Source organism: Brevundimonas sp., assembly GCF_013912065.1.
Lineage (GTDB): Bacteria > Pseudomonadota > Alphaproteobacteria > Caulobacterales > Caulobacteraceae > Brevundimonas.
Map to the genome: position 1 here is coordinate 172,419 of NZ_JACESA010000003.1, position 23,532 is coordinate 195,950.

At 67.5% G+C, this 23,532-nt stretch carries 22 protein-coding genes and 1 tRNA gene; 19 read left to right on the forward strand and 4 right to left on the reverse strand.

Going from position 1 to position 23,532, the window contains the following annotated elements; translation table 11 throughout:
* Positions 1–6 precede the first annotated feature (6 nt).
* Positions 7–1,437: a short-chain fatty acyl-CoA regulator family protein gene (locus H2037_RS04125; protein WP_292118056.1), complete on the reverse strand. Its 1,431-nt coding sequence runs from the start codon at positions 1,435–1,437 to the stop codon at positions 7–9.
* Between the two features lie 131 nt (positions 1,438–1,568).
* Between H2037_RS04125 and H2037_RS04130 the strand changes: the two genes are divergently transcribed.
* Entirely contained in the window at positions 1,569–3,104 is a 1,536-nt protein-coding gene (locus H2037_RS04130) for an acyl-CoA carboxylase subunit beta (protein ID WP_292118057.1), read from the forward strand.
* Positions 3,105–3,253: 149 nt separating this feature from the next.
* Here the strand turns inward: H2037_RS04130 and H2037_RS04135 are convergent, their stop codons facing one another.
* Positions 3,254–3,616: a GIY-YIG nuclease family protein gene (locus H2037_RS04135; protein ID WP_292118060.1), complete on the reverse strand. Its 363-nt coding sequence runs from the start codon at positions 3,614–3,616 to the stop codon at positions 3,254–3,256.
* A gap of 140 nt (positions 3,617–3,756) precedes the next feature.
* Here H2037_RS04135 and H2037_RS04140 point away from each other — a divergent pair, with 140 nt between their 5' ends.
* The 8 genes from H2037_RS04140 (at position 3,757) to tdh (ending at position 14,281) form a co-directional block, all read left to right on the forward strand.
* Positions 3,757–5,736, forward strand: coding sequence for an acetyl/propionyl/methylcrotonyl-CoA carboxylase subunit alpha (locus tag H2037_RS04140; RefSeq protein WP_292118062.1), 1,980 nt, complete (start codon positions 3,757–3,759; stop codon positions 5,734–5,736).
* 160 nt (positions 5,737–5,896) lie between these two features.
* Complete coding sequence (locus tag H2037_RS04145) at positions 5,897–7,276, forward strand: methylmalonyl-CoA mutase family protein (RefSeq protein WP_292118065.1); 1,380 nt, start codon at positions 5,897–5,899, stop codon at positions 7,274–7,276.
* Entirely contained in the window at positions 7,273–9,429 is a 2,157-nt protein-coding gene (gene scpA / locus H2037_RS04150; protein ID WP_292118068.1) for a methylmalonyl-CoA mutase, read from the forward strand. Before H2037_RS04145 ends, scpA begins: the two co-directional genes overlap by 4 nt.
* The gene (mce, locus tag H2037_RS04155; protein ID WP_292118071.1) at positions 9,426–9,848 is read left to right on the forward strand and encodes a methylmalonyl-CoA epimerase; all 423 of its coding nucleotides are present in this window, start codon (positions 9,426–9,428) and stop codon (positions 9,846–9,848) included. The genes scpA and mce overlap by 4 nt, the downstream gene beginning before the upstream one ends.
* 109 nt (positions 9,849–9,957) lie before the next feature.
* Complete coding sequence (locus tag H2037_RS04160; protein WP_292118072.1) at positions 9,958–10,788, forward strand: alpha/beta hydrolase; 831 nt, start codon at positions 9,958–9,960, stop codon at positions 10,786–10,788.
* Between the two features lie 110 nt (positions 10,789–10,898).
* Positions 10,899–11,822, forward strand: a complete 924-nt coding sequence (locus H2037_RS04165; RefSeq protein ID WP_292118074.1) for a DUF4232 domain-containing protein — start codon at positions 10,899–10,901, stop codon at positions 11,820–11,822.
* 41 nt (positions 11,823–11,863) lie between these two features.
* Positions 11,864–13,054 (forward strand): glycine C-acetyltransferase, encoded by a 1,191-nt coding sequence (locus H2037_RS04170; RefSeq protein WP_292118077.1) that lies wholly within the window; start codon positions 11,864–11,866, stop codon positions 13,052–13,054.
* Positions 13,055–13,240: 186 nt separating this feature from the next.
* The gene (tdh, locus tag H2037_RS04175) at positions 13,241–14,281 is read left to right on the forward strand and encodes an L-threonine 3-dehydrogenase (protein WP_365833083.1); all 1,041 of its coding nucleotides are present in this window, start codon (positions 13,241–13,243) and stop codon (positions 14,279–14,281) included.
* 166 nt (positions 14,282–14,447) lie between these two features.
* On the opposite strand, the gene H2037_RS04180 is transcribed toward tdh, so the two are convergent.
* On the reverse strand, positions 14,448–15,722 hold the full coding sequence (locus H2037_RS04180; protein ID WP_292118081.1) for a lytic murein transglycosylase: 1,275 nt from the start codon (positions 15,720–15,722) through the stop codon (positions 14,448–14,450).
* Positions 15,723–15,905: 183 nt separating this feature from the next.
* Here H2037_RS04180 and H2037_RS04185 point away from each other — a divergent pair.
* From H2037_RS04185 to H2037_RS04200, 4 genes are all read left to right on the forward strand, one after another.
* Positions 15,906–15,982, forward strand: a tRNA-Ala gene (locus H2037_RS04185).
* A gap of 202 nt (positions 15,983–16,184) precedes the next feature.
* Positions 16,185–16,310, forward strand: a complete 126-nt coding sequence (gene ykgO / locus H2037_RS04190) for a type B 50S ribosomal protein L36 (RefSeq protein WP_008263184.1) — start codon at positions 16,185–16,187, stop codon at positions 16,308–16,310.
* Positions 16,311–16,487: 177 nt separating this feature from the next.
* Positions 16,488–16,763 (forward strand): DUF2312 domain-containing protein, encoded by a 276-nt coding sequence (locus tag H2037_RS04195; protein WP_292118083.1) that lies wholly within the window; start codon positions 16,488–16,490, stop codon positions 16,761–16,763.
* Between the two features lie 135 nt (positions 16,764–16,898).
* Positions 16,899–17,195 (forward strand): hypothetical protein, encoded by a 297-nt coding sequence (locus H2037_RS04200; protein ID WP_292118222.1) that lies wholly within the window; start codon positions 16,899–16,901, stop codon positions 17,193–17,195.
* Positions 17,196–17,377: 182 nt separating this feature from the next.
* On the opposite strand, the gene H2037_RS04205 is transcribed toward H2037_RS04200, so the two are convergent.
* Positions 17,378–18,829 carry a sigma-54 dependent transcriptional regulator gene (locus H2037_RS04205; protein WP_292118084.1) on the reverse strand — a complete coding sequence of 484 codons (1,452 nt, stop codon included), beginning with the start codon at positions 18,827–18,829 and terminating at the stop codon, positions 17,378–17,380.
* Positions 18,830–18,995: 166 nt separating this feature from the next.
* On the opposite strand from H2037_RS04205, the gene H2037_RS04210 reads away from it, so the two are divergent.
* From H2037_RS04210 to H2037_RS04235, 6 genes are all read left to right on the forward strand, one after another.
* The gene (locus H2037_RS04210; protein WP_292118087.1) at positions 18,996–20,792 is read left to right on the forward strand and encodes a M3 family oligoendopeptidase; all 1,797 of its coding nucleotides are present in this window, start codon (positions 18,996–18,998) and stop codon (positions 20,790–20,792) included.
* Between the two features lie 168 nt (positions 20,793–20,960).
* Positions 20,961–21,233 carry an aa3-type cytochrome c oxidase subunit IV gene (locus tag H2037_RS04215; protein ID WP_292118088.1) on the forward strand — a complete coding sequence of 91 codons (273 nt, stop codon included), beginning with the start codon at positions 20,961–20,963 and terminating at the stop codon, positions 21,231–21,233.
* A 310-nt stretch (positions 21,234–21,543) separates the two neighbouring features.
* Positions 21,544–22,677, forward strand: coding sequence for a Re/Si-specific NAD(P)(+) transhydrogenase subunit alpha (locus H2037_RS04220; RefSeq protein ID WP_292118090.1), 1,134 nt, complete (start codon positions 21,544–21,546; stop codon positions 22,675–22,677).
* A 35-nt stretch (positions 22,678–22,712) separates the two neighbouring features.
* Positions 22,713–22,922: a hypothetical protein gene (locus tag H2037_RS04225; RefSeq protein WP_292118093.1), complete on the forward strand. Its 210-nt coding sequence runs from the start codon at positions 22,713–22,715 to the stop codon at positions 22,920–22,922.
* The gene (locus H2037_RS04230) at positions 22,922–23,257 is read left to right on the forward strand and encodes an NAD(P) transhydrogenase subunit alpha (protein ID WP_292118096.1); all 336 of its coding nucleotides are present in this window, start codon (positions 22,922–22,924) and stop codon (positions 23,255–23,257) included. The genes H2037_RS04225 and H2037_RS04230 overlap by 1 nt, the downstream gene beginning before the upstream one ends.
* The gene (locus H2037_RS04235; protein WP_292118099.1) at positions 23,254–23,520 is read left to right on the forward strand and encodes a hypothetical protein; all 267 of its coding nucleotides are present in this window, start codon (positions 23,254–23,256) and stop codon (positions 23,518–23,520) included. Before H2037_RS04230 ends, H2037_RS04235 begins: the two co-directional genes overlap by 4 nt.
* Positions 23,521–23,532: the final 12 nt, after the last annotated feature.

Sequence of the window (23,532 nt, forward strand, 5' to 3'; positions counted from 1 at the left end):
GATAGGTCAGTAACGATCCGTGCGCTGGCCCTCCAGCACATAGGGCACGATCCCGCGCTCGTTCTCGGGCACATGCAGGGCGCGGTCGATGGGCGGGAAGGCGCGCTGGGTGCAGTCGGTGCGCTCGCAGATGCGGCAGCTGACGCCGATCCGCGCGGCGGGCCCGTTCAGGTCCAGTCCGGCGGCATAGACCAGCGACCCGGCGTGTTCGATCTCGCACCCCAGCGACAGGGCGTAGCGGCGGTCGTTGGCCAGGTAGGAGCCGCTGGGCTTGGATACGCTCTTGGCCACGGAGATGTAGCGCGACCCGTCCGGCATCTCGGCCAGCTGCACGTCGATCCGGTCCGGGGCGGCGAAGGCTTCGTGGACGTTCCACAGGGGGCAGGCGCCGCCGAACCGGGCGAACTGGAACCGGGTGGCGCTGTGGCGTTTGGTGATGTTCCCGGCCATGTCCACGCGGGCGAAATAAAAGGGCACGCCCCTCCAGCCCGGCCGTTGCAGCGTCGACAGGCGGTGGCAGACCTGTTCGAAACTGGCCTGGAACCGGGTGCGCAGCCGGTCGATGTCGTGCTTCTCCGCCCGCGCCGCCTCCAGGAAGGCGCGATAGGGCAGCAGCAGCGCCCCTGCGGCGTAGTTGGCCAGGCCGACGCGGGCGACGTCGCGCGCCGCCTCGGTGCGGAAGGCGGCCTGGTCCAGTTCCGCCTCGATCAGGTCGCGGAACGACAGCAGGGCCAGCTGGTGCGCCAGCTGGAACGACCGGGTCGCCCCCGGCTGCCAGGCGTCGATATACAGAACCCGCGCGGCGGGGTCATAGCGACGCAGCGCCGTCTGGTCCGCCACATTGGACACCCGCACCCCATGGATCTCGGCCAGGGCGGCTTCCAGCGTCCGTTCGATCTGGCCGTCGTCGCGGCGGGGCAGGGCGGCGGCCAGGGCCTCGGCCGCCGTGTCCAGGGCGTCGATATAGTTGTCGCGGTAATGGAAGAAGTCGCGCACCTCCTCATAGGGCAGCAGGGCCAGGCTGGCGCCCCGCTCGTCCCGGCCCAGGGTGTCGTCCAGCGCCTTCACCCGCTCGTCCAGCCGGCGGAAGGTCTGGTGCAGGGCCAGGAACTGGCGGGCCAGCCGCGGGGTGTTGGCCACCGCCTGTTTCAACTCGGCGGCCGTCGGCGGTTCTGCCTGTCCGGCGATGTCTGTCGTCGCCTCGCGCAGGTCGGCGATCAGCCGGGCGTCGCCTTCCAGGTCGAACAGGCTGGCGTCGATATGGAAGGCGCGGGTCAGGGCGATCAGAACCCGCGCCGTCGCCGGCCTCTGGTTCGTCTCCAACTGCGACAGATACGAAGGCGACAGGCCCAGCCGCTCGGCGCAGGCCTCCAGCGTCCAGCCGCGCGCTTCGCGCAGCGTCCGCAGCTTGGTCCCCAGAAAGAGCTTCTCAGCCATTCGCAACTTTGCTGTTCAAGCGGATAAGGTTTGCAAGCCCACGCAGCTCCACACTTTTTGCGAAGTTGCGTTTGCGTATTTGCGATGAAGGCGCCACGCCTTCCCCTACGAACAAGAGGCGTAAACCCATCATGACTCAAGCCATCCTTGAAGAACTGGAGCGTCGTCGCGCCGCCGCCAAACTGGGCGGTGGGGAAAAGCGTATCGCCGCCCAGCACGCCAAGGGCAAGCTGACCGCGCGCGAACGTATCGACGTCCTGCTGGACGAGGGCTCCTTCGAGGAGACCGACATGTTCGTCGAACACCGCAGCCACGACTTCGGCATGCAGGATCAGCGCATCCCCGGCGACGGCGTCGTCACCGGGCGCGGGACCATCGGCGGACGTCTGGTCTATGTCTTCTCCAAGGATTTCACCGTCTTCGGCGGTTCGCTGTCGGGCGCCCACGCGGCCAAGATCGTCAAGCTGCAGAAGATGGCCCTGACCACCGGCGCGCCGATCATCGGCCTGTTCGACGCCGGCGGCGCGCGCATCCAGGAAGGGGTCGAAAGCCTGGCCGGTTACGCCGACATCTTCCTGCAGAACACCCTGGCCAGCGGCGTCATCCCCCAGATCAGCGTGATCATGGGGCCGTGCGCGGGCGGCGACGTCTATTCGCCCGCCATCACTGACTTCATCTTCATGGTGAAGGACACCTCCTACATGTACGTGACCGGCCCCGACGTGGTGAAGACCGTCACCAACGAGGTCGTAAGCCACGAGGACCTGGGCGGCGCCCGCGTCCATGCGGGCAAGTCCGGCGTCGCCGACGGCGCCTTCGAGAACGATCTGGAGGCCCTCAGCGAGGTCCGCCGCCTGATCGGCTTCCTGCCCCTGTCGAACCGCGAGAAGCCGCCGCTGCGCGACTCCTATGACGAGCCGGAGCGGGACGAGCCGTCGCTGGACACATTAGTCCCGGCCAATCCGAACCAGCCCTATGACATGAAGGAGCTGATCCTGAAGGTGGTCGACGAGTCCGACTTCTTCGAGATCGGCGCCGATTTCGCCCGCAACATCGTCTGCGGCTTCGGCCGGCTGGAAGGCCAGACCGTCGGCATCGTCGCCAACCAACCCCAGGTGCTGGCGGGCGTGCTGGACATCGATTCAAGCCGCAAGGCCGCGCGTTTTGTCCGCTTCTGCGACGCCTTCGACATTCCCCTGGTCACATTCGTCGACGTGCCGGGCTTCATGCCGGGCACGAAACAGGAGTACGGCGGCCTGATCAAACACGGCGCCAAGCTGCTGTTCGCCTATGCCGAGGCGACGGTGCCGAAACTGACCGTCATCACGCGCAAGGCCTATGGCGGCGCCTATGACGTGATGAGCTCCAAACACCTGCGCGGCGACGTCAACTACGCCTGGCCCACCGCCGAGATCGCGGTCATGGGCGCCAAGGGCGCGGTCGAGATCATCTTCCGCAAGGAGGCCGGCGATCCGGCGGCCCTGGCGGCGCGCGAAGCCGAATACAAGGACCGGTTCGCCAATCCGTTCGTGGCGGCGGGGCTGGGCTACATCGACGACGTCATCATGCCGCACGGGACGCGGCGGCGGCTGGTGAAGGCGCTGCGGACGCTGAAGAACAAGGTCCAGGAGAACCCCTGGAAGAAGCACGATAATATTCCGTTGTGATGTCGGTTTTGATGCTTCCCCATAGTTCGTCATCCTCGGGCTTGTCCCGAGGATCCATACGCTCGGTGCGGGAAGGTGCGCACCGTCCTCGACTGAGTCTATGGATCCTAGGCACAAGGCCTAGGATGACGGGGAAGGAGGAGCGTGCGTCACGTCTCCTCGGGCGGCGTCCAGTTGCGGTAGACCTCTGTGTCGGGCTCGGCGCCTGTCGACCGCACCAGGCCGGTGAACAGGTCGTCCCAATGCGGGTTGGTGCGTTCGATCAGGTTCGCCTTCCAGTCACGGGGCCAGCGTTTCAGCGACTTCTCGCGCTGGATCGCGCCGACGATGGTGTCGTGGAATTCGTACCAGACCAGGCGTTTCAGGCTGAAGGTCTTGGTGAAGCCGTCGATGAGGCCCGCCCTGTGCTCGCCGACGCGCGTGACAAGTCGGCTGCTGACGCCGGTGTAGATCACGCCGTGTTTGCGGTTGGTCATCATGTAGCAGCCGATCAAGCTGTCGCGGCCGACCATTTGTTTCTCCCCCAACCCGCGTCATCCTCGGGCTTGTCCCGAGGATCCATACGCCCGGTATCGGCCGGGACGCTCCGTCTTCGGCGGAGTCTATGGATCCTAGGCACAAGGCCTAGGATGACGGCAGAGGAAATCTAACCATGTTCTCCAAAATCCTCATCGCCAACCGGGGCGAGATCGCGGTTCGGATCATCAAGACCTGCCGCCGCATGGGCATCAAAACCGTGCAGGTCTATTCCGAGGCCGACGCCGGGTCGTTGGCGGTCGAGATGGCCGACGAGGCGGTGCTGATCGGGCCGGCGCCGGCGGCGCAGTCCTATCTGCTGGCGGACAAGATCGTCGAGGCGGTGCGCCAGACGGGGGCGCAGGCCGTGCATCCGGGCTTCGGCTTCCTGTCGGAGAACGCCGGGTTCGCGCGGCGGCTGAGGGACGAGGGGATCGCCTTCATCGGCCCGAACCCCGAGGCCATCGAGGCCATGGGCGACAAGATCAGCTCCAAGAAGCTGGCGGCCGAGGCGGGGGTCTCGACCGTGCCGGGGCATATGGGGCTGATCGAGACGCCGGAAGAGGCGGTCAGGATCGCCAACGAAATCGGCTATCCGATCATGATCAAGGCAAGCGCCGGCGGCGGCGGCAAGGGCATTCGCGTGGCCCATTCGGACGCCGACATGGCCGAGGGGTTTGCGGCGGTGAAGGCCGAGGCGCTGAACGCCTTCGGCGACGACCGGGTCTTCCTGGAGAAGTTCATTGTCGACCCGCGTCACATCGAGATCCAGGTGCTCGGCGACAAGCACGGCCACGTCGTCCACCTGTTCGAGCGCGAATGTTCGATCCAGCGCCGCAATCAGAAGGTCATCGAGGAGGCGCCCTCGCCCCTGCTGGACGAGGCCACCCGCGCCGCCATGGGGGCCCAGGCCGTCGCCCTGGCGAAGGCCGTGAACTATGACAGCGCCGGCACGGTCGAGTTCGTCGCCGGTCAGGACAAGAGCTTCTACTTCCTGGAGATGAACACCCGGCTGCAGGTCGAGCATCCGGTGACGGAGCTGATCACCGGCGTCGATCTGGTCGAACAGATGATCCGCTCGGCCTGGGGCGAGACCCTGGCCTTCGAACAGAAGGACCTGAAGATCGACGGCTGGGCCATCGAGAGCCGCATCTACGCCGAAGACCCCTATCGCGGCTTCCTGCCCTCGATCGGCCGCCTGGTCCGCTACGAACAGCCCGAAGAGGGCGAGCAGGACGGCTATGTGGTCAGGAACGATTCCGGGGTCCGCGAGGGCGACGAGATCAGCATGTTCTACGACCCCATGATCGCCAAACTGTGCGCCTGGGGCGATACGCGCGAGGCGGCCGTGACCGGCATGGCCCGCGCTCTGGAGGACACCCACCTGTCGGGCCTGGGCCATAATGTGCCCTTCTTGGCGGCGGTGATGGACCAGGACCGGTTCAAGTCGGGGAACCTGTCGACCGCCTATATCAAGGACGAATTCCCGGACGGCTTCCACGGGCTGAGGCCGTCGGTCGAACAGGAACGCATCCTGATCGCCTCGGCCATGGCCATGAACGAGATCGTCGCCGAACAGGACGGCGACCCGTCGGACCGCACCGACTGGATCGTGATGATCGACAAGACCCCGCACGGCGTCGGCCTGTCCTATGACGCGGACGAGGCCATGATCCTGACCCTGACGGGCGGGGGCGACATCCGCCTGTCCGACATCGACTGGCGGCCCGGCCTGGCCCAGTTCCGCGCCGAACTGGACGGCGAGCCCTTCACCGCCGAGGTCAAGCGCGCCCCCGACGGCTTCGACATCCGCCACCGCGCGGCCAAGGCTCGCGTGCGGGTGCTGCGGCCCCATGTCGCCGAACTTTACGCCCGCCTGCCGGAGAAGATCGCGGCCGATACGTCCAAACTGGTGTTGTCGCCTATGCCGGGTCTGGTGGTGTCGATCCCGGTGGTGGTGGGCCAGGAGGTCAAGACCGGCGAAACCGTCGCGATCATCGAGGCCATGAAGATGCAGAACATCCTGAAGGCCGAGCGCGACGGGGTGGTGAAGGCCGTGGGGGCCAAGGACGGCGATCCGGTGGCGGCTGACGACGTGCTGGTGGAGTTCGGGTGATGCGGCAGAGCCCCTCCGTCTCGCCGCTGCGCGTCGATCCACCTCCCCATTTCATGGGGAGGAGACAGGGGGGTGATGCGTCTCCTCCCCGCTTTGCGGGGAGGGGGACCGCGAAGCGGTGGAGGGGTTCTTTACGCCGCACGGACGGGGCGGATCGCGCATGAGCTTCCACGCCCCTACCCCCCTCGAATGGCGCGAGGCGGCCCAGAAGGCGCTGAAGGACCGACCGATCGAGTCGCTGATGCATCTCGACGCGGACCAGCTTGTCACCCGCCCCCTCTACGCCGCCGCCACCGGCGTCCAGCCGATCTTCGCCCCACGCCCGTCCGACTCCGAAGGTCGGGCCTGGGACCTGCGCACCCTGGTCGAGGGCGATGATCCCGAGGCGGTCAACGCCGCCGTCCTGACCGACCTTCAGGAAGGCGCCGCCTCGGTGGTGCTGAAGGGGCGGGTGCTGGCGGATTCCACCGCCCTGGGTCGGGCGCTGGAGGGTGTCGCGCTGGAACTGGCGCCGGTCGCCCTGGACGCCGGGATCGACGGGTCGGACGCCGCCGACGCCCTGGCCGTCGCAGCCAAGGGTTCGCCCCGCGCGCAGCTTCGCTTTCACATGGACCCGGTCTCGGCCTTCGCCCAGGCGGGCGGATCGCCGCGTCCGGTCGAGGATCATCTGGCCCAGGCCGCCGAAACGGCGGCGCGCCATGCGGGGGTCTATCCCGAGGCGAGCTTCTTCATGGCCAGCGGCCGGGCGGCGCACGAGGCCGGCGGATCGGCGGCCCAGGAACTGGCCTTCGCCGCCGCCAGCGCCGTCGCCCATGCGAAGGCGGCGGTTGCGGCCGGGATGCCGGTCGAGGCGGCGCTGACGGGCACAGTCGTCGGCCTGTCGGTCGATGCGGAATATTTCGACAGCCTGGCCAAACTCAGGGCCATGCGCCTGATCTGGTCCAGCCTGACGAAGGCGTTCGGCGTCGAGACGCCGGCCGTGATCGAGGCGCGGTCGTCGCGGCGGATGCTGTCGGCGCGCGATCCCTGGCCCAATCTGCTGCGGCTGACGGCGGCGGGCTTCGCCGGCGCCGTGGGCGGGGCGGACGCAGTGTTGCTGGACGGCTTCACCCGCGCCTCGGGCCGGTCCGACGCCTTCGCCCGGCGTCAGGCCAGGAACACCCAGCTGGTCCTGATGGAGGAGGCCAACCTGGGCCGGGTCGACGATCCCGCCGCCGGAAGCTGGTATCTGGACGCCCGCACCCGCGATCTGGCCGAGGCGGGCTGGGCCGAGTTCCAGATGATCGAGGCCGAGGGCGGTCTGGTCGAGGCCCTGAAGGGCTCGGTCATCCAGCCCCGCATCGCCCGCGCCCGCGCGGTGCGTGAAGCCGCGTTGGCGAACGGTGCGGCCCAGATCATCGGCGTGACGAAATATGTCGATGCGGACGTGCGTTCCGCTCCAGTTGAGGCGACCGAAGCCGCGCCTTCGGCGGTCGAACGGGTCTGCGAGCCACTGACGTCCATACGCTTCGCCGCGGCCTTCGAGGAGGCAGGCCAATGAGCTTCCCCGATTTCAGCAAGATCGCCCTGAACCTCGACGCGACCGGACAGGGGCCGACGCGCGACCCGTGGCTGACGCCCGAAGGTCTTACCGTCGAGACCGCCTATGGCCCCGAGACCCTTGCGCCGCTGGACCACCATCACGGCCTGCCGGGCTTCGCCCCCTTCGTGCGCGGTCCCTATCCGACCATGTACGCCGGCAATCCCTGGACCATCCGCCAGTACGCCGGCTTCTCGACCGCCGAGGAATCCAACGCCTTCTATCGCCGCAACCTGGCGGCCGGTCAGAAGGGCCTGTCCATCGCCTTCGATCTGGCGACGCACCGGGGCTATGACAGCGACCACCCCCGGGTGAAGGGCGACGTCGGCATGGCCGGCGTGGCCATCGACAGCATCTACGACATGCGGACCCTGTTCGACGGGATACCGCTGGACCAGATGTCGGTGTCGATGACGATGAACGGGGCGGTCCTGCCGATCCTGGCCCTCTATGTCGTCGCCGCCGAGGAACAGGGCGTCCCCCACGCCAAACTGACCGGGACCATCCAGAACGACATTCTGAAGGAGTTCATGGTTCGGAACACCTACATCTATCCGCCCGAACCCTCGATGCGGATCATCGCCGACATCTTCGCCTGGACGGCGCAGGAAACGCCGAAGTTCAACAGTATTTCCATCTCCGGCTATCATATGCAGGAGGCGGGGGCCTCGGCCGATATCGAGCTGGCCTATACGCTGGCGGACGGGATCGAATATCTGCGGGCGGGCGTGGCGGCGGGCATGCCGATCGACCGGTTCGCGCCGCGGCTGAGCTTCTTCTGGGCCATCGGCATGAACTATTTCATGGAGGTGGCCAAGATGCGGGCCGGCCGCCTGCTGTGGGCCGAGGCGGTGCGGAAAGAGGGCGGGGTCGATCCCAAGTCCCTGTCCCTGCGCGCCCACTGCCAGACATCCGGTTGGAGCCTCGCCGCACAAGACGTGTTCAACAATGTGCCGCGCACCATGGTCGAGGCCATGGCGGCGGCGGGCGGCCAGACGCAGTCGCTGCACACCAATGCCCTGGACGAAGCCCTGGCCCTGCCGACCGACTTCTCGGCGCGGATCGCGCGCAACACCCAGATCCTGCTGCAGCAGGAGACCGGCCTGACCAAGGTCATCGACCCCTGGGGCGGCAGCTTCTACGTCGAACGCCTGACCCACGAACTGGCCGAAAAGGCACGCGCCCACATGGCCGAGGTCGAGGCCCTGGGCGGTATGGCCAAGGCCATAGAGGCGGGGATTCCCAAGCTGCGGATCGAGGAATCCGCCGCCAGGACCCAGGCGCGGATCGACACCGGTCAGCAGACGGTGGTCGGCGTGAACAAATATCTGAACCCCGTCGTCGACGATATTCCGATGCTGAAGGTCGATAATGCGGCGGTGCTGGCGGCCCAGATCGACAAGCTGAAACGGTTGCGGGCCGAGCGGGATCAGACCGTGACCGATGCGGCGCTGGAGGCGTTGACCAATGGGGCGCGCGGGACCGCCAATCTGCTGGAGCTGGCGGTCCAGGCCGCTCGCGCCAAGGCCACGGTGGGCGAAATCTCCGACGCCCTGGAGGCCGCCTTTGGCCGCCATGTGGCGACGGTCCAGACCGTGTCCGGCGTCTATGCGAAGGAGGCGGGGAACGACGCCCGCTTCGCCCGCGCCCGCGACATGGTGGCGACCTTCGTCGAGAACGACGGCGGCCCGCCGCGCATCCTGATCGCCAAACTGGGCCAGGACGGCCATGACCGGGGTCAGAAGGTAGTCGCCACCGGATACGGCGATCTGGGCTTCGACGTCACTGCCGGCAGTCTGTTCCAGACCCCGGCCGAGGCGGCGAAGGATGCGGTCGAAAAGGGGGTTCACGCGGTGGGCGCCAGTTCCCTGGCGGCGGGCCATCTGACCCTGGTTCCTGAGCTGAAGGCCGAGCTGGAGAAGCTGGGCCGGCCCGACATCATGATCGTGGTCGGGGGCGTCATCCCGCCGTCGGACGTCCAGCCCCTGCTCGATATGGGCGCGGCGGCCGTCTATCCGCCCGGTTCGGCCATCGCCGACACGGCCGTGGACCTGATCGAGAAACTGAACCAGCGGCTGGGTTACGCCCAGCCCGCCCCGAAGGAGATCGCATGATCGGCGCTCTGAACCATGTCGGCGTCGCCACGCCCTCCATCGCGGACTCGATCAAACTGTATCGCGACATTCTGGGCGCCACGAAGATCGGCGAACCCTTCGACCTGCCGGCCCAGGGGGTGAAGGTCTGCTTCATCGACACTCCGACGGCCCAGATCGAGCTGATCGAACCCTATGACGACACCAGCCCCATCGTCGGCTTCCTGGCCAAGAACCCCAAGGGCGGCCAGCACCATGTCTGTTTCGAGGTCGCCGACATCCAGGCCGCCGTCGCCGAAATGCGGGCCAAGGGCGTCACCATCCTGGGCACGGGCGAACCCCGCATCGGCGCCCACGGCACGCCGGTCGTCTTCCTGCATCCGCGCGACATGGGCGGGGTGCTGATCGAATTGATGGAGACGCCGAAAAACGGTCACTGATCGGCAACGATAAGTTTCCATCGTTTCGATATCTGCTCGCCCAAAGTCCTGCCACTCTGCCTGTGTCGAACGGGGCTGGCCCGTTCCAGAGATCAGAGCGAGCGGGATCATGACCACCTTCACCACCACCGACGGCGTCGACATCTTCTTCAAGGACTGGGGTCCGAAGGACGGCCCGGTCGTCATCCTCAGCCACGGCTGGCCGCTGAATTCGGACAGCTGGGAGAACCAGGCCTTCTTCCTCGCCTCGAACGGCTATCGGGTCGTCACCCATGATCGTCGCGGCCACGGCCGTTCGACCCAGGTCTGGGACGGCAACGACATGGACCACTACGCCGACGACCTGGCCCAGCTGATCGAACATCTGGACCTCAAGGACGTGTCGCTGTTCGGCTTCTCGACCGGCGGCGGCGAAGTCGCCCGCTATGTCGGCCGCCACGGCACGGGCCGGGTGGCCAAACTGGGCCTGATCTCGGCGGTGCCGCCGCTGATGCTGAAGACCGAGGCCAATCCCGACGGCCTGCCGATCGAGGTGTTCGACGGCATCCGCGCCGGCAGCGTCGCCGACCGGTCGCAACTGTATCTCGACCTCGCCTCGGGCCCCTTCTTCGGCTTCAACCGCCCCGGCGCAAAGGCCTCGCAAGGCATGATCCAGAGCTTCTGGGCCCAGGGCATGATGGCCGGGTTCAAGAACACCTATGACTCGATCAAGGCCTTCTCCGAGACCGACTTCAACGAAGACCTGAAGAAGTTCGACCGTCCGACCCTGATCGTCCACGGCGACGACGACCAGGTGGTGCCGATCGACCGCGCCGGCCGCGCGTCGAAGGAACTGGTCCCCCACGCCGAGCTGAAGGTCTATCCGGGCGCCCCGCACGGCCTGACCGACACCCACAAGGACCAGCTGAACGCGGACCTGCTGGCCTTCCTGCGCGGCTGATCGAACGCGCCGTCGCGACCGCGCCTCCGTCCCCGGAGGCGCGGCTTCGCGCATCAAGCGGAGCCTTTCTCGACCTGCGCCGTTAAGCCGCACGAACGGGAGACTTAACCATGATGCGTCGCCTCACCGCCTTCGTCGCTGTCGCCGCCCTGACCGGCGTCGCAGCCTGCCAGCCCGCCGAACCGGAACAGCCGGTCGCCCCGGTGGAGCCCCAGGCCGCCCCGGCGCCCACCGCACCCGCCGTCGGCTACGCCTGCGAGAGCGGGGCGACGGTCCAGGCCGCCTATCCTGACAGTTCGACGGCCCAGCTGTCCTACAAGGGCCAGACCTACACCCTGCGCACGGTTCAGGCCGCCAGCGGCGCCCGCTATGTCGGCTCCGGCGTCGAATGGTGGACCGCCACCCGCGATGGCCAGGAGAGCGCGACCCTCAGCCGCCTGGGGCCGAATGAGGAGGTCGGGGTGGCTGTTCTGGAACGTTGCTCGCGGCCGGCCTCGGCAACAGGTCCAGGCCAGGTCGCGGGCATGACCCCCGGCCCCCTGACCATACCGGGACAGGCGCCCGCTCCGGGCGGGGTTCTGCCCGCCGCCGCGCCGTGCAAGGGTCCGCAACTGAAACTGGCGGCCGAGAGCGGCGACGCGGGGGCCGGAAACCGGGTCCGCAACTTCAGCTTCCAGAACATCGGCGCCCAGGCCTGCAGCCTGACCGGCTATCCCGGCGTGACCCTGCTGGACGGCCAGGGCCGCGCCCTGACCTCGATCCGCGCCGACCAGAGCCCCGGCAGCTATTTCCGCCAGGGTCAGACCCCGACCCCGGTGACGGTCCAGCCCCAGGCCAAGGCCTATTTCGAACTGGCCTGGACCGTCGTGCCCGACGAGACGATGCAGAAGTCCTGCCCCAGCGCGGCCACCCTGCGCGCCACGGCCCCGAACGACACGGCCGCGGTCAGCCTGCCGTTCGCCTTCCAGCCTTGCGGCGGCAAGGTCCGCGTCAGTCCGATCCGGTCCGAGGCCGACCCCCGGATGGCGACCTAAGACGGCTGGAAACCCGGTCGAAATCGGCGTAGGTCGCGGCCATGACCCAGAGCTTCTACGACCGCGTCGCCGGCGAACTGACCGAGATCGACGCCCAGGGCCTGACCAAGCCCGAACGCGTCATCGCCTCGCGCCAGGGGCCGGTGATCCAGGTCGCCGGCCGCGACGTGCTGAACTTCTGCGCCAACAACTATCTGGGCCTGGCGGGCGACGAGCGGGTCGTTCAGGCCGGGATCGCCGCCCAGCAGAAATGGGGCGCCGGCACGGCCTCGGTCCGCTTCATCTGCGGCACGCTGGAAATCCACAAGGAGCTGGAAGCGGCTATCGCCGGCTACCTGGGCTTCGAGGACGCCATCCTGTTCGCCGCCGCCTTCGACGCCAACGGCGGCCTGTTCGAACCCCTGCTGGGCGAGAACGACGCCATCGTCTCCGACAGCCTGAACCACGCCTCGATCATCGACGGGGTGCGGCTGTGCAAGGCCAAACGCTATCGGTTCGCCAACTCGGACATGGACGAGCTGGAAAGTCGGCTGAAGGAGGCGCGCGACGCCGGCGCCCGCGACATCATCATCGCCACCGACGGCGCCTTCTCGATGGACGGCTATATCGCCAAGCTGGACGAGATCCGGGTCCTGGCCGACAAGTACGACGCCCTGATCATGGTCGACGACTGCCACGCAACGGGCTTTTTGGGTCCGCAGGGCAAGGGCTCCTTCGCCCATCACGGGGTCGAGGTGGACTTCGTCACCGGCACCTTCGGCAAGGCCCTGGGCGGGGCCATGGGCGGCTTCATCTGCGCGCGGAAGTCGGTGGTCGAACTGCTGAAACAGCGGGCGCGGCCCTATCTGTTCTCCAACGCCCTGGCGCCGGCGGTGTGCGGTTCGTCGCTGGAAGCCATCCGCATCGCCCAGGGCGAGGAGGGCGACCGTCTGCGCACGCGCCTGTCGGCCAACGCCCACCGCTATCGCGGCGCCATGGCGGACGCCGGCTTCACCCTGCTGGACGGCGAACATCCGATCATCCCGGTGATGCTGGGCGACGCTAAGCTGGCGCAGGATTTCGCGGCCCGGGCGTTGGAGCTGGGCGTTTATGTGATCGGGTTTTCGTTCCCGGTCGTGCCGCGTGGTCAGGCCCGTATCCGCACCCAGATGTCGGCGGCCCATTCGTTCGAACAGATCGACCGGACGGTTGCGGCGTTTACGGCGGCGGGGCGGGAGCTGGGGGTCATCTGACTGGGGGCCATAAAGGGCCGCCGTCGGCGCCACATTAATTCCGTCATCCTAGGCCTTGTGCCTAGGATCCATAGACTCCTTCGAGGACGGGGGCGCACCGGCGAAAACCGGGAGTATGGATCCTAGGCACAAGGCCTAGGATGACGATCTTAGAGATTTTGGGAGACGCCACTCATGGCCGAAACAATGAAGGCCCTGGCCAAGACCGGGCCGGTGCAGGGACTGGAACTGATCGACGCTCCCGTCCCCGAGGCGGGGCCGGAGGATGTGCTGATCCGCGTGCACCGCACCGCCGTCTGCGGCACCGACATCCACATCTGGAACTGGGACGAGTGGTCCCAGAAAAACGTCCCGACCCCGATGATCACCGGCCACGAGTTCGCCGGCGAGATCGTCGCCGTCGGCAAGGACGTGGATCGCCCGCTGAAGATCGGTCAGCGCGTCTCGGCCGAGGGCCATGTCATCGACCTGAACTCCGAAGCCGCTCGCGCCGGTCACTTCCACCTGGATCCCAAGACACGCGGCATCGGCGTGAACCGCCAGGGCGCCTTCGCCGAGTTCGTGGTGGCCCCGGCCTTCAACGTCATCGAACTGCCCGACGACGTGCCCTATGAGATCGGCTCGATCCTGGACCCGTTCGGCAACGCCGTGCACACCGCCCAACAGTTCGACCTGCTGGGCGAGGACGTCCTGGTCACCGGCGCCGGCCCCATCGGCATGATGGCCGCCGCCGTGGCGCGTCACGCCGGGGCCCGCACCGTGGTCCTGACCGACATCAACGACTTCCGGCTGGAGCTGGCTCAGAAGGTGGCGCCGGGCGTCCGCACCGTGAACACGACCAAGGAAGACCTCCACGACGTCATGAAGGAACTGGGCCTGAAGGTCGGGTTCGACGTGGCGCTGGAAATGTCCGGCTCGCCCGTCGCCTTCAAACAGTGCGTCGACACCCTGATCATGGGCGGCGGCATGGCCATGCTGGGCATCCCCGCCAAGCCGATGGAGACCGACTGGGGCGCAATCATCCTGAAGGCCCTGACGATCAAGGGCGTCTATGGCCGCGAGATGTTCACCACCTGGCGCAAGATGCTGGGCCTGCTGAAGGCCGGCCTGGACCTGCAGCCCCTTATCACCCACCGCCTGAACTACGCCGACTACCGCGAAGGCTTCGAAGCCATGAAGTCGGGCCAGTCGGGCAAGGTGGTTCTGGACTGGGACAAGGCCGCCTGATCGCCCACCGTCTCCTCCCCGCGAAGCGGGGAGGGGGACCGCCGCGCCCCTTGCGCGGGGGTGGAGGGGCTCTTGAAGTCCCACCGAAGTCGCGTCGCAGAACCCCTCCGTCTCTCCGCTACGCTCCGAGCCACCTCCCCGCGAAGCGGGGAGGAGACGGCCGTCCTCAGCTCGTCTTGCGGATCAGTTCGTCGGCCAGGTCGGCGGTCAGATAGCCGTCGGCGATCCGGCCGTTGGCCTGTTGCCAGCGCCGCAGGGCCGAGCGGGTGTTGGAGCCGATCACCCCGTCTATGCCCTTGGTGTCGTAACCCAGCCGCGTCAGGGCGCTCTGGGCGCCAATCCGCTGATCCCGCGACATCGAGGCGTCGTTGGGCCAGGCCTTGGTCAGGCCGGGCTTGCCCATGATCCCGTCCGCCGTCAGCCCGATGGCCAGGGCGTAGGAGACCGAGTTGTTGTAGCGGCGGATCACATAATGGTTCGGCAGGGCCAGGAAGGCCGGACCGTTCGCGCCTTGGGGCAGCAGTATGGTCGCGTCCTCCACCGCCTCCGCTCCGGTCGGCGTCCCACCCTGGGCCAGACGTACGCCGCGCGCCGCCCAATAGGCCCAGTCGTGTTTCGGCCCCTCAGCCTCAGCGTAGTCGAAGCCCGCCGGCAGGATGACCTCGTAGCCCCAGCTTTGACCGCGCTTCCAGCCGGCCTGGGCCAGCAGATTGGCGGCAGAGGCCAGGGCGTCGGCGTCGTCGCCCCAGATATCGACCTTGCCGTCGCCGTCCTGGTCGACTCCCAGGCGCAGATAATTGTCGGGCATGAACTGGGTCTGGCCCATGGCCCCGGCCCAGCTGCCCTTCAGGCCTTCGCGGGGGCGGCGCCCGTCGACGACGATGTCCAGCGCGTCCTTCAACTGGGCCTCGGCCCAGTCGCGGCGGCGCCCGTCATAGGCCAGGGTCGCCAGCGAGCGGATGACGTCATAGTCGCCCTGGACCTGGCCGAAGGCGCTTTCCTGGGCCCAGACCCCGACCAGGATTTCGGACGGCACGCCGTAACGCTGGACCACCGGCCAGGGCACGCGATCGATCCGCTGCTTGGCCTGGGCGATTCGCACCGGCGTCACCGCGTTCTGGATATAGGCGCCGGCGGGCTTGGAGAATTCCGGCTGGTTGCGGTCCAGCCGCACGACCGAGGCGTCGGGCGACAGCCCGGCCAGTTCACGCTCGTACTCGGCGCGACGGGCGCCGCCCTTCCTGGCCAGGAATCCCTGTTTCCAGCCCTCGAACCCCTGCTGGTCATAGGCGGCCAGGGGCGGCGCCTGGGGCGTGGGCGTCGCGACCACGGGGGGCGGGGGCTCAGGCTGCGCCGTGGGCAGATTGACCGGCGGTTCGGGCAGCATGGGCGCGCAGGCCGCGACTGAGGCGATGAGGAGGAGGCGATAGGAAAAGCGCATGAGATTCAGACTATATCCCCCGACGTCAGACACGAAATGACATCCCCGCGAATGCGCCTCATCCCGACATAAAGCGCCTGTCGCGCGAAAGCGTTGCGGTAGGACTCCCTCATTGGCGTCATTAACCCTCATTTTTATCGACGCCCTGACCTGCTGCGGCGTATTGGCGCAGCGTGCTCTGACGGCCTGATGGCGGAGTGGCGACGCAACGGGCGTGCAACCCCGGAAACCCTCCGTTCGACTCGGAGGTCAGGCCTCCAAACTTTCTTTGTGGTGCTATCGCCCTTCGGGCTAATTGAGCACGGGGTAGGGAGCGCCCTTTGGGCAGGCTGGGATTGGCTTTTATGTGGTTTGGGCCCTGGGCGGGTTGACGTTCGTGAGCCCTCTCTCTATACGACCGCCTCCGCCGCGATCCGAACGGGTCAGCGGCTTTCTTATTGGTTTCTCTCAGGACGTCCGACCATGAAGGTCCGCAGCTCGCTCAAGTCCCTGAAGACCCGCCACCGCGACTGCAAGGTCGTGCGTCGCAAGGGCGTCGTCTTCGTCATCAACAAGACCGACCCGCGCTTCAAAGCCAAGCAGGGCTAAGGACTTCCTGCGCCCCGCAAGGGGCGGCGCTCAAGCAGGCCTCCGGCCGGTAGCGCGCTTAGGAAAATCCTACGATCCACAGGCTGCGGGCTTTGTCCGCGGCCTTTTTCGTGTTCGCGGTTGAGCCGCGCCGCGTGGCGTGGTTAGCGTCCGCGCCTGATTTCTGGAGTATTCCCCATGGCCGATGACGCTTCGTTCGACGGTGGTCCCGACGTTCTCAACTCGACGGCCCAGGGCCGCCTGCGCACCATCATCGAACGCCTCGAGCGTCTTGAGGAAGACAAGCAGGCCGTCATGACCGACATGAAGGAGGTCTTCGCCGAGGCCAAGGGCGAGGGCTACGACGTCAAGATCCTGCGCAAGGTCATCCGCATCCGCAAACAGGACAAGGCCAAGCGCCAGGAAGAGGACGCCATCCTCGACCTCTACATGTCCGCCCTCGGCGAGATCTGAGGAGAGTAGGGGCTGAAGCGCACGCCGATCGGTTCTTCGAAAGGCGGGCTGTCGCGCTCAAGCAGCCCGAAGGGCGATAGCGCTTCAAAGACGCGCTCAAGCAGCCCGAAGGGCGATAGCGCCCCCAAGAAACAGCTGCTGAGCCCTTGGGATCAGCAACGCAAGGCGGCCCAGCGCGCCGCCTTGAACGCCCTGAAACGCGCCCGCCGCTCGGCAGAGAAGGCGGGCGTTTCGCTGTCCGAATGGGAGGGCGAGTTCCTGGAGTCCGTCAGCGACCGCGTGAAGACCCACGGCCGCGCCTTCGCCGATCCCGAAAAGGGCGCGCCGGGCCAGGCCCTGTCGGCCATGCAGGGCCGCAAGCTCAAGGAAATCACCGCCAAGGCCAAGGGCGAGGAGCCGAAGCGGCGGTGGGGGCGGAAGAAGGACGACTGACGTGTGGTCGGGCTCATCGTCTCCTCCCCGCCTTGCGGGGAGGGGGACCGCCGCGCCTCTTTGCGCGGGGGTGGAGGGGCTCTGGACGTCCCCCGACGCCGGTGATGCGGTAAAGAACCCCTCCGTCACGGCGCGAAGCCGCGCCGCGCCACCTCCCCACTATGTGGGGAGGAGACCGCCGACTACCCCGCTTCCTTCAGCTGACCCTCCAGCCCCTGTTCGCGGACCTTGCGGTACAGGGTGGAGCGGCCGATGCCCAGGCGCCGCGCGATCTCGCTCATATGGCCGGCATAGACCTCGATGGCGTGCTGGATCAGATCCCGCTCGATGTCCTCCAGCGTCCGCAGATGGCCCCGCTCGTCCAGGATGCGGATCGGCTGTTCCGGCAGGGGCGGCAGGTCGGCATAGGCGGGGGCGGCGTTGGCGGCGACCGGCGCGGCCGCCTCGGGCATCGGCGCGACCACGCCTGAAATCGCAGGAAAATCATACGGCTGAAGGAAGGGCGAGTCGGCCAGGACGATGGCGCGGAACACCGCGTTCTCGAGCTGGCGCACATTGCCGGGCCAGTCGAAGGCCTGGAGCAGGGCCAGGGTCTCGGGCGCGCAGCCGGCGATCCGCTTGCCTTCCTCGGCGTTGAACCGCGTGATGAAATGATCGATCAGGGCGGGGATGTCCTCGCGCCGCTCGCGCAGGGACGGGGCCTCGATCGGAAAGACGTTCAGCCGATAGAACAGGTCCTCGCGGAAGGCGCCGTCCTTGACCTGGCGGGCCGGGTCGCGATTGGTCGCCGAGACGATCCGTACATCGATCCTGACCGGGCGCTTGCCGCCGACCGGATCGATCTCGCTCTCCTGCAGGGCGCGCAGCAGCTTGACCTGAAGGTCCAGCGGCAGTTCGCCGATCTCGTCCAGGAACAGGGTGCCGCCGTCGGCCTCGCGGAACTTGCCCAGCGTCTTCTCGACCGCCCCGGTGAAGGCGCCCTTCTCGTGGCCGAACAGGATCGACTCCGCCAGATTGGCGGGCAGGGCGCCGCAGTTGACGGCGACGAACGGCTTGCCGGCCCGGTCGCTGGCGCCGTGCAGGGCGCGGGCGATGACCTCCTTGCCGACGCCGCTCTCGCCGGTGATCATGACGGGGATGGACGACTTGGCCGCCCGCGCGCCCAGGGCCTTGACCATTCGCATGGGGGGGCTGTCGCCGACGATGTCGTCAAAGCTGGCGCGGCCCTGCGCCCGTTTGGTCAGCCGCCCGACCTCGGCCGTCAGCTGGGTCAGTTTCAGGGCGTTGCGCACCCCGACCAGCAGGCGTTCCGGCCCCACCGGCTTGACAAAGAAGTCCTGGGCCCCGGCCTGCATGGCCTTGACCACGGTGTCGATGCCGCCGTTCGCCGTCAGCACGATGACCGGGGTGGTCACGCCCGCGCTGCGCAGTTCGGCCAGGCATTCCATCCCGGACATCTCCGGCATCACCATGTCCAGCAGCACCATGTCGGCGCCGCCGCCGTGGATCATCCGGTCGATGGCCTCGCCGCCGGTCGCAGCATGGACCACGGCGTGACCGTCCCGCTCCAGCACCGCCTGGATCAGCCTGCGCTGGGTCGGATCGTCATCGACGACCAGAACGGTCTTGGCCATGGGAGCCCCTTGTCATCACCGATTGGCCGCCCGTGGTCCGGACTGGCCCGTTTCGGGACGATTCCTAGGCCGATGAGGTGAATATCGGGTTTGGGGGCGTGGTCACCAGCCGGTTAACGACGGCGTGAGGTTGCGCCGTTCGGCCAGCCGCCCCACAACAGAAGCCATGAACGCCCCCTTCAAGACGCCTGACGCCGAAGCCCCTCTATGGGACCTGAACGATCTCTATGCGTCACGCGACGACGCCAAGGTCGGCGCCGACCTGGATCGGGCTCACGGCCTGGTGGACAGGATGAACGCCCTTCAGGGGCGGTTGGCGGATCTGCACGCCGACCCGGCCGCTCTGGGCGAGGCCCTGGACCAGGCCATCGGCCTGTACGAACAGGCCTCGGACGTGCTGGGCGCCCTTGGGGCCTATGCCTTCCTCTCGGCCTCGACGGCGCGCGACGACGCCGGCGCCCAGGGGTTCGAGGCCGATGTGCGCGAGAAGATCACCGCCATCGCCACCCCCACCGTCTGGCTGACGCTGGAGATCAACCAGATCGACGACGCCGATCTGGAAGCCGCCCTGAACGCCCACCCCGGCGCGGCGCGCTGGCGGCCGTGGCTGCGGCGGGTGCGGGCGATGAAGCCGCACGAACTGTCGACCGAGCTCGAGACCTTCATCGCCGAGCGCGGCCCGATCACGGCCCAGTGGCCGCGCCTGTTCGACGAACAGCTGGCTGCTCTACGGGCCAAGGCCGGCAATGAGAGCCTGACCCTGGCCGAGGCGCTGAACCGGCTGTCGGACGCCAAGCCCGCCCGCCGCAAGGCCGCCGCCGAGGGGCTGTCGGAGGCTTTGGCCGCCCGCGCCCCGACCCTGGCCCTGGTGCTGAACACGGTCGCCGCGGACAAGGCGATGGAGGATCGCTGGCGCGGCTTCAAACGCCCGGCCGACAGCCGCCACCTCGGCAATGAGGTCGACGGCGAGGCGGTGGACGCCATGGCCGAGGCCGTCGCCGCCGCCTATCCCCAGCTGTCGCACCGCTATTATGCGCTGAAGGCCAGGGCCATGGGCAAGGCGCGCCTTGACCACTGGGACCGCAACGCCCCGATCGAGACCACCGCCCCCCGCGCCTTCACCTGGACCCAGGGGCGCGAGATCGTGCTGGACAGTTTCTCCGACCTGGGCGGAGAGTTCGCCGACCGCGCCGCCGGCTTCTTCGACCGACCCTGGATCGACGGCCGCGCCCGTCCGGGCAAGCAGTCGGGCGCCTACGCCCACCCGGTCACCGCCGACCGCCACCCCTATGTCTTCCTGAACTGGATGGGCGAGCGGCGCGACGTCCTGACCCTGGCCCATGAACTGGGGCACGGCGTGCACCAGACCCTGGCGGCGGACCAGGGCACCCTGTTGGCCGACACTCCCCTGACCCTGGCCGAGACCGCCTCCATCTTCGCCGAGGGTCTGACGTTTGATCGTCTGCTGGCGACGGCGCCCAAGGCCGAGCAGCGCGGCCTGCTGGCGGGTCGGATCGAGGACGGGCTGAACACGGTCGTGCGCCAGATCGCCTTCCACCGGTTCGAGACCCGCTTCCACGACGAACGCCAGAAGGGCGAGGTGTCGCAGCAGCGGATCAATGAGCTGTGGCTGACCGAAATGGGCGCCTCGCTGGGGCCCGCCGTGACCCTGAATTCCGGCTATGAGCACTGGTGGGCCTATGTCAGCCACTTCGTGCACTCGCCCTTCTACGTCTACGCCTACGCCTTCGGCGACCTACTGGTGGCGGCCCTGATGGAGGCCCGCCGTGCCGACCCGACCGGCTTCACCCCCCTGTACCGCGACCTGCTGGCCGGGGGCGGGGCCAAGACCTATGTCGAGGCGCTGAAGCCCTTCGGCCTCAATCCGCGCGACCCGGCTTTCTGGAGCGTGGGCTGCAAGCGGCTGGAACGGCTGGTGGATCAGTTCGAAGCCCTGGGGTGAGGTTAGGGGGTGAGGCGTGCGTGGAGTGGGCCTTTTCTCTCAATCCCGTCATCCTAAGCCTTGTGCCTAGGATGACGATTAGAGAGAGCGGACATGACGCGTGAGTGTGCTTGAGCGGCGTTCAACCCGCGCTATAGTCCCCCTAACGATAAGACCCAGGGAGATCTCATGGCCAAGCCGAAAAACCCCGCCACCGCCCAGGCCGACGCCGATGCGAACGCCTATGTCCGGGGCGAGATGCAGATCAACGAACAGGCGTCGACCTTCAAACTGTTCATGAGCCTGGCCAAATGGGGTTCGCTGGCGGTGGCCGTGTCGCTGGTCTTCCTGACCGTGTGGTTCCGGCCCGGCGGCAATCTGGTCGCGGCCTTCGTCTCGGCCGCGGTTCTGGCGGTCGTGGGCTTCGTGGCTCTGAAACCCCGGCCGACCCAGGCGCACTGACGGCCCCGAGGCTTCCAAAGGGCTCAGCCCTCGTATTTTTTCAGACGAAATCCATCATATCCAATGGCTTGAGTCTGAATCCCGGCCGTTTCCCCTCGCTGTCCCGAACCGTGCGATCTTCGCGCCGGGGAATCCGCCCCGTGCGCCGACGAGGAGATTTCAGACTATTCAGACTGTGTTTTTTTCGGGAGACCGTCTGAAATCACCGGCCTGGGGAAATGCCGTTACGGCGAAGGTTCGGAGAACCCGGTTTTGACGCCACGGCCGGAACCGGCCTAGGCTCGTTTCAATAAGAATTAAGGGGATTCGCTTGGCTGTCGCTATCGCCGTCACCCGTGAACGTCGCGAAGGCGAGACGCGCTGCGCCGTCACGCCCGAGACGGTCAAGAAGCTGATCGCCCTGGGCGCGACCGTCTCGGTCGAGGCCGGGACCGGCCTGGGCTCCTCCATCCCCGACGCCGACTACGCCGCCGCCGGCGCCACGGTTAAGCCCGACACCCGCGCCGTGCTGGACGGCGCCGACATCGTGCTGAAGGTGCGCGGCCCCACGGCCCAGGAGACCAGCGCCCTGAAACCCGGCGCCGTCGTCGTCGCCATGCTGGACGCCTGGCGCGACAAGGCGACGGTCGAGGCCCTGCGCGGGGCCGGCGCCACCGCCTTCGCCATGGAGTTCGTGCCTCGGATCACCCGCGCCCAGGTCATGGACGTCCTGTCGTCCCAGGCCAATCTGGCCGGCTACCGGGCGGTGATCGAGGCCGCTTCCGCCTATGGCAAGGGCTTCCCGATGATGATGACGGCGGCCGGCACCGTCGCCGCCGCCAAATGTTTCATCATGGGCGTGGGCGTCGCGGGGCTGCAGGCCATCGCCACGGCGCGGCGTCTGGGCGCCGTCGTCACCGCCACCGACGTCCGCCCCGCCACCAAGGAACAGGTCGAAAGCCTGGGCGCCAAATTCCTGGCCGTCGAGGACGAAGAGTTCAAGAACGCCCAGACCGCCGGCGGCTACGCCAAGCCCATGTCGGCCGAATATCAGGCCAAACAGGCCGAACTGACCGCGACCCATGTGGTCAAACAGGACGTGGTCATCACCACCGCCCTGATCCCCGGCCGCGCCGCCCCGATCCTGCTGACCGCCGCCCACGTCGCCTCGATGAAGCCGGGCTCGGTCATCGTCGATCTGGCGGTCGAGGCGGGCGGCAATGTCGAGGGCTCGAAGCTGAACGAGGTCGTGACCACCGCGAACGGCGTCACCATCGTCGGCTGGTCCAACCTGCCCGGCCGCATCCCCGCCGACGCCAGCGCCCTCTACGCCCGCAACCTGTCGGCCTTCGTCGGTCTGATGATCAAGGACGGCGGCCTTGCGGTCGATCTGGAGGACGAGATCCTGAAGGCGGCCGTCGTCACCGACGGCGGGGCCGTGGTGCATGAAGGGGTGAGGGGATGATTCAGGACCTGGGCCGTTTCGGGTGGCGAGTGGGAATGATCCTGATCTTCGCCGTCCCAGCGCTGTATTTCCTTGCAGGCATAGTGCCTTACCTGGTTCGCGATGCAGGTCATCCTGTCGTCCAGACGCTCTTGTGGCTGCAAACGATTGTTCCGGGCCTGGTCATGACAATCGCGCTAGGAGTCTCCCTCTGCCTTTTGGTGCGGATTGAACGCCATTTGAATCCGACGAAGGACGAGAATTAATGGAACACGTCGATCCCACCGTCTTCCGTCTGGCCATCTTCGTCCTGGCCATCTTCGTCGGCTACTACGTCGTCTGGAGCGTCACCCCGGCCCTGCACACGCCGCTGATGGCCGTGACCAACGCCATTTCCAGCGTCATCATCGTCGGCGGCCTGATCGCGGCGGCGGCCGTGTCTGGCGACGCTACCGGACCCAGCGCCTGGGTCGCCAAGGGCGCGGGCGTCGCCGCCGTCACCCTGGCCAGCGTCAACATCTTCGGCGGCTTCATGGTCACCCGGCGGATGCTGGCCATGTACAAGAAGAAGGAACGGCCGGCTCCCAAGGCCGCCTCATGACCGACGCCGCCCAGATCGCGATCGCCGGTTCCTGGGTCGCCACGGGCCTGGGCTTCGGCCTGTGGCTGTACGGCTGGTTCGGGACCAAGGTCCCGATCAAGCGCCAACGTCTGCACGACTGCGGCATCGCCCTGGTCTTCTCGGCCATTCTGGTCCGGGTCGTGACCCAGGACCGGCCGCTGGGCGTCTTCGAATGGGCCCTGTTCTTCATCGGCCCCCTGTTCATCGCCGCCGCCCTGTGGCGGCTGGCCCGCACGTCTTGAGGGGAGGGGCGC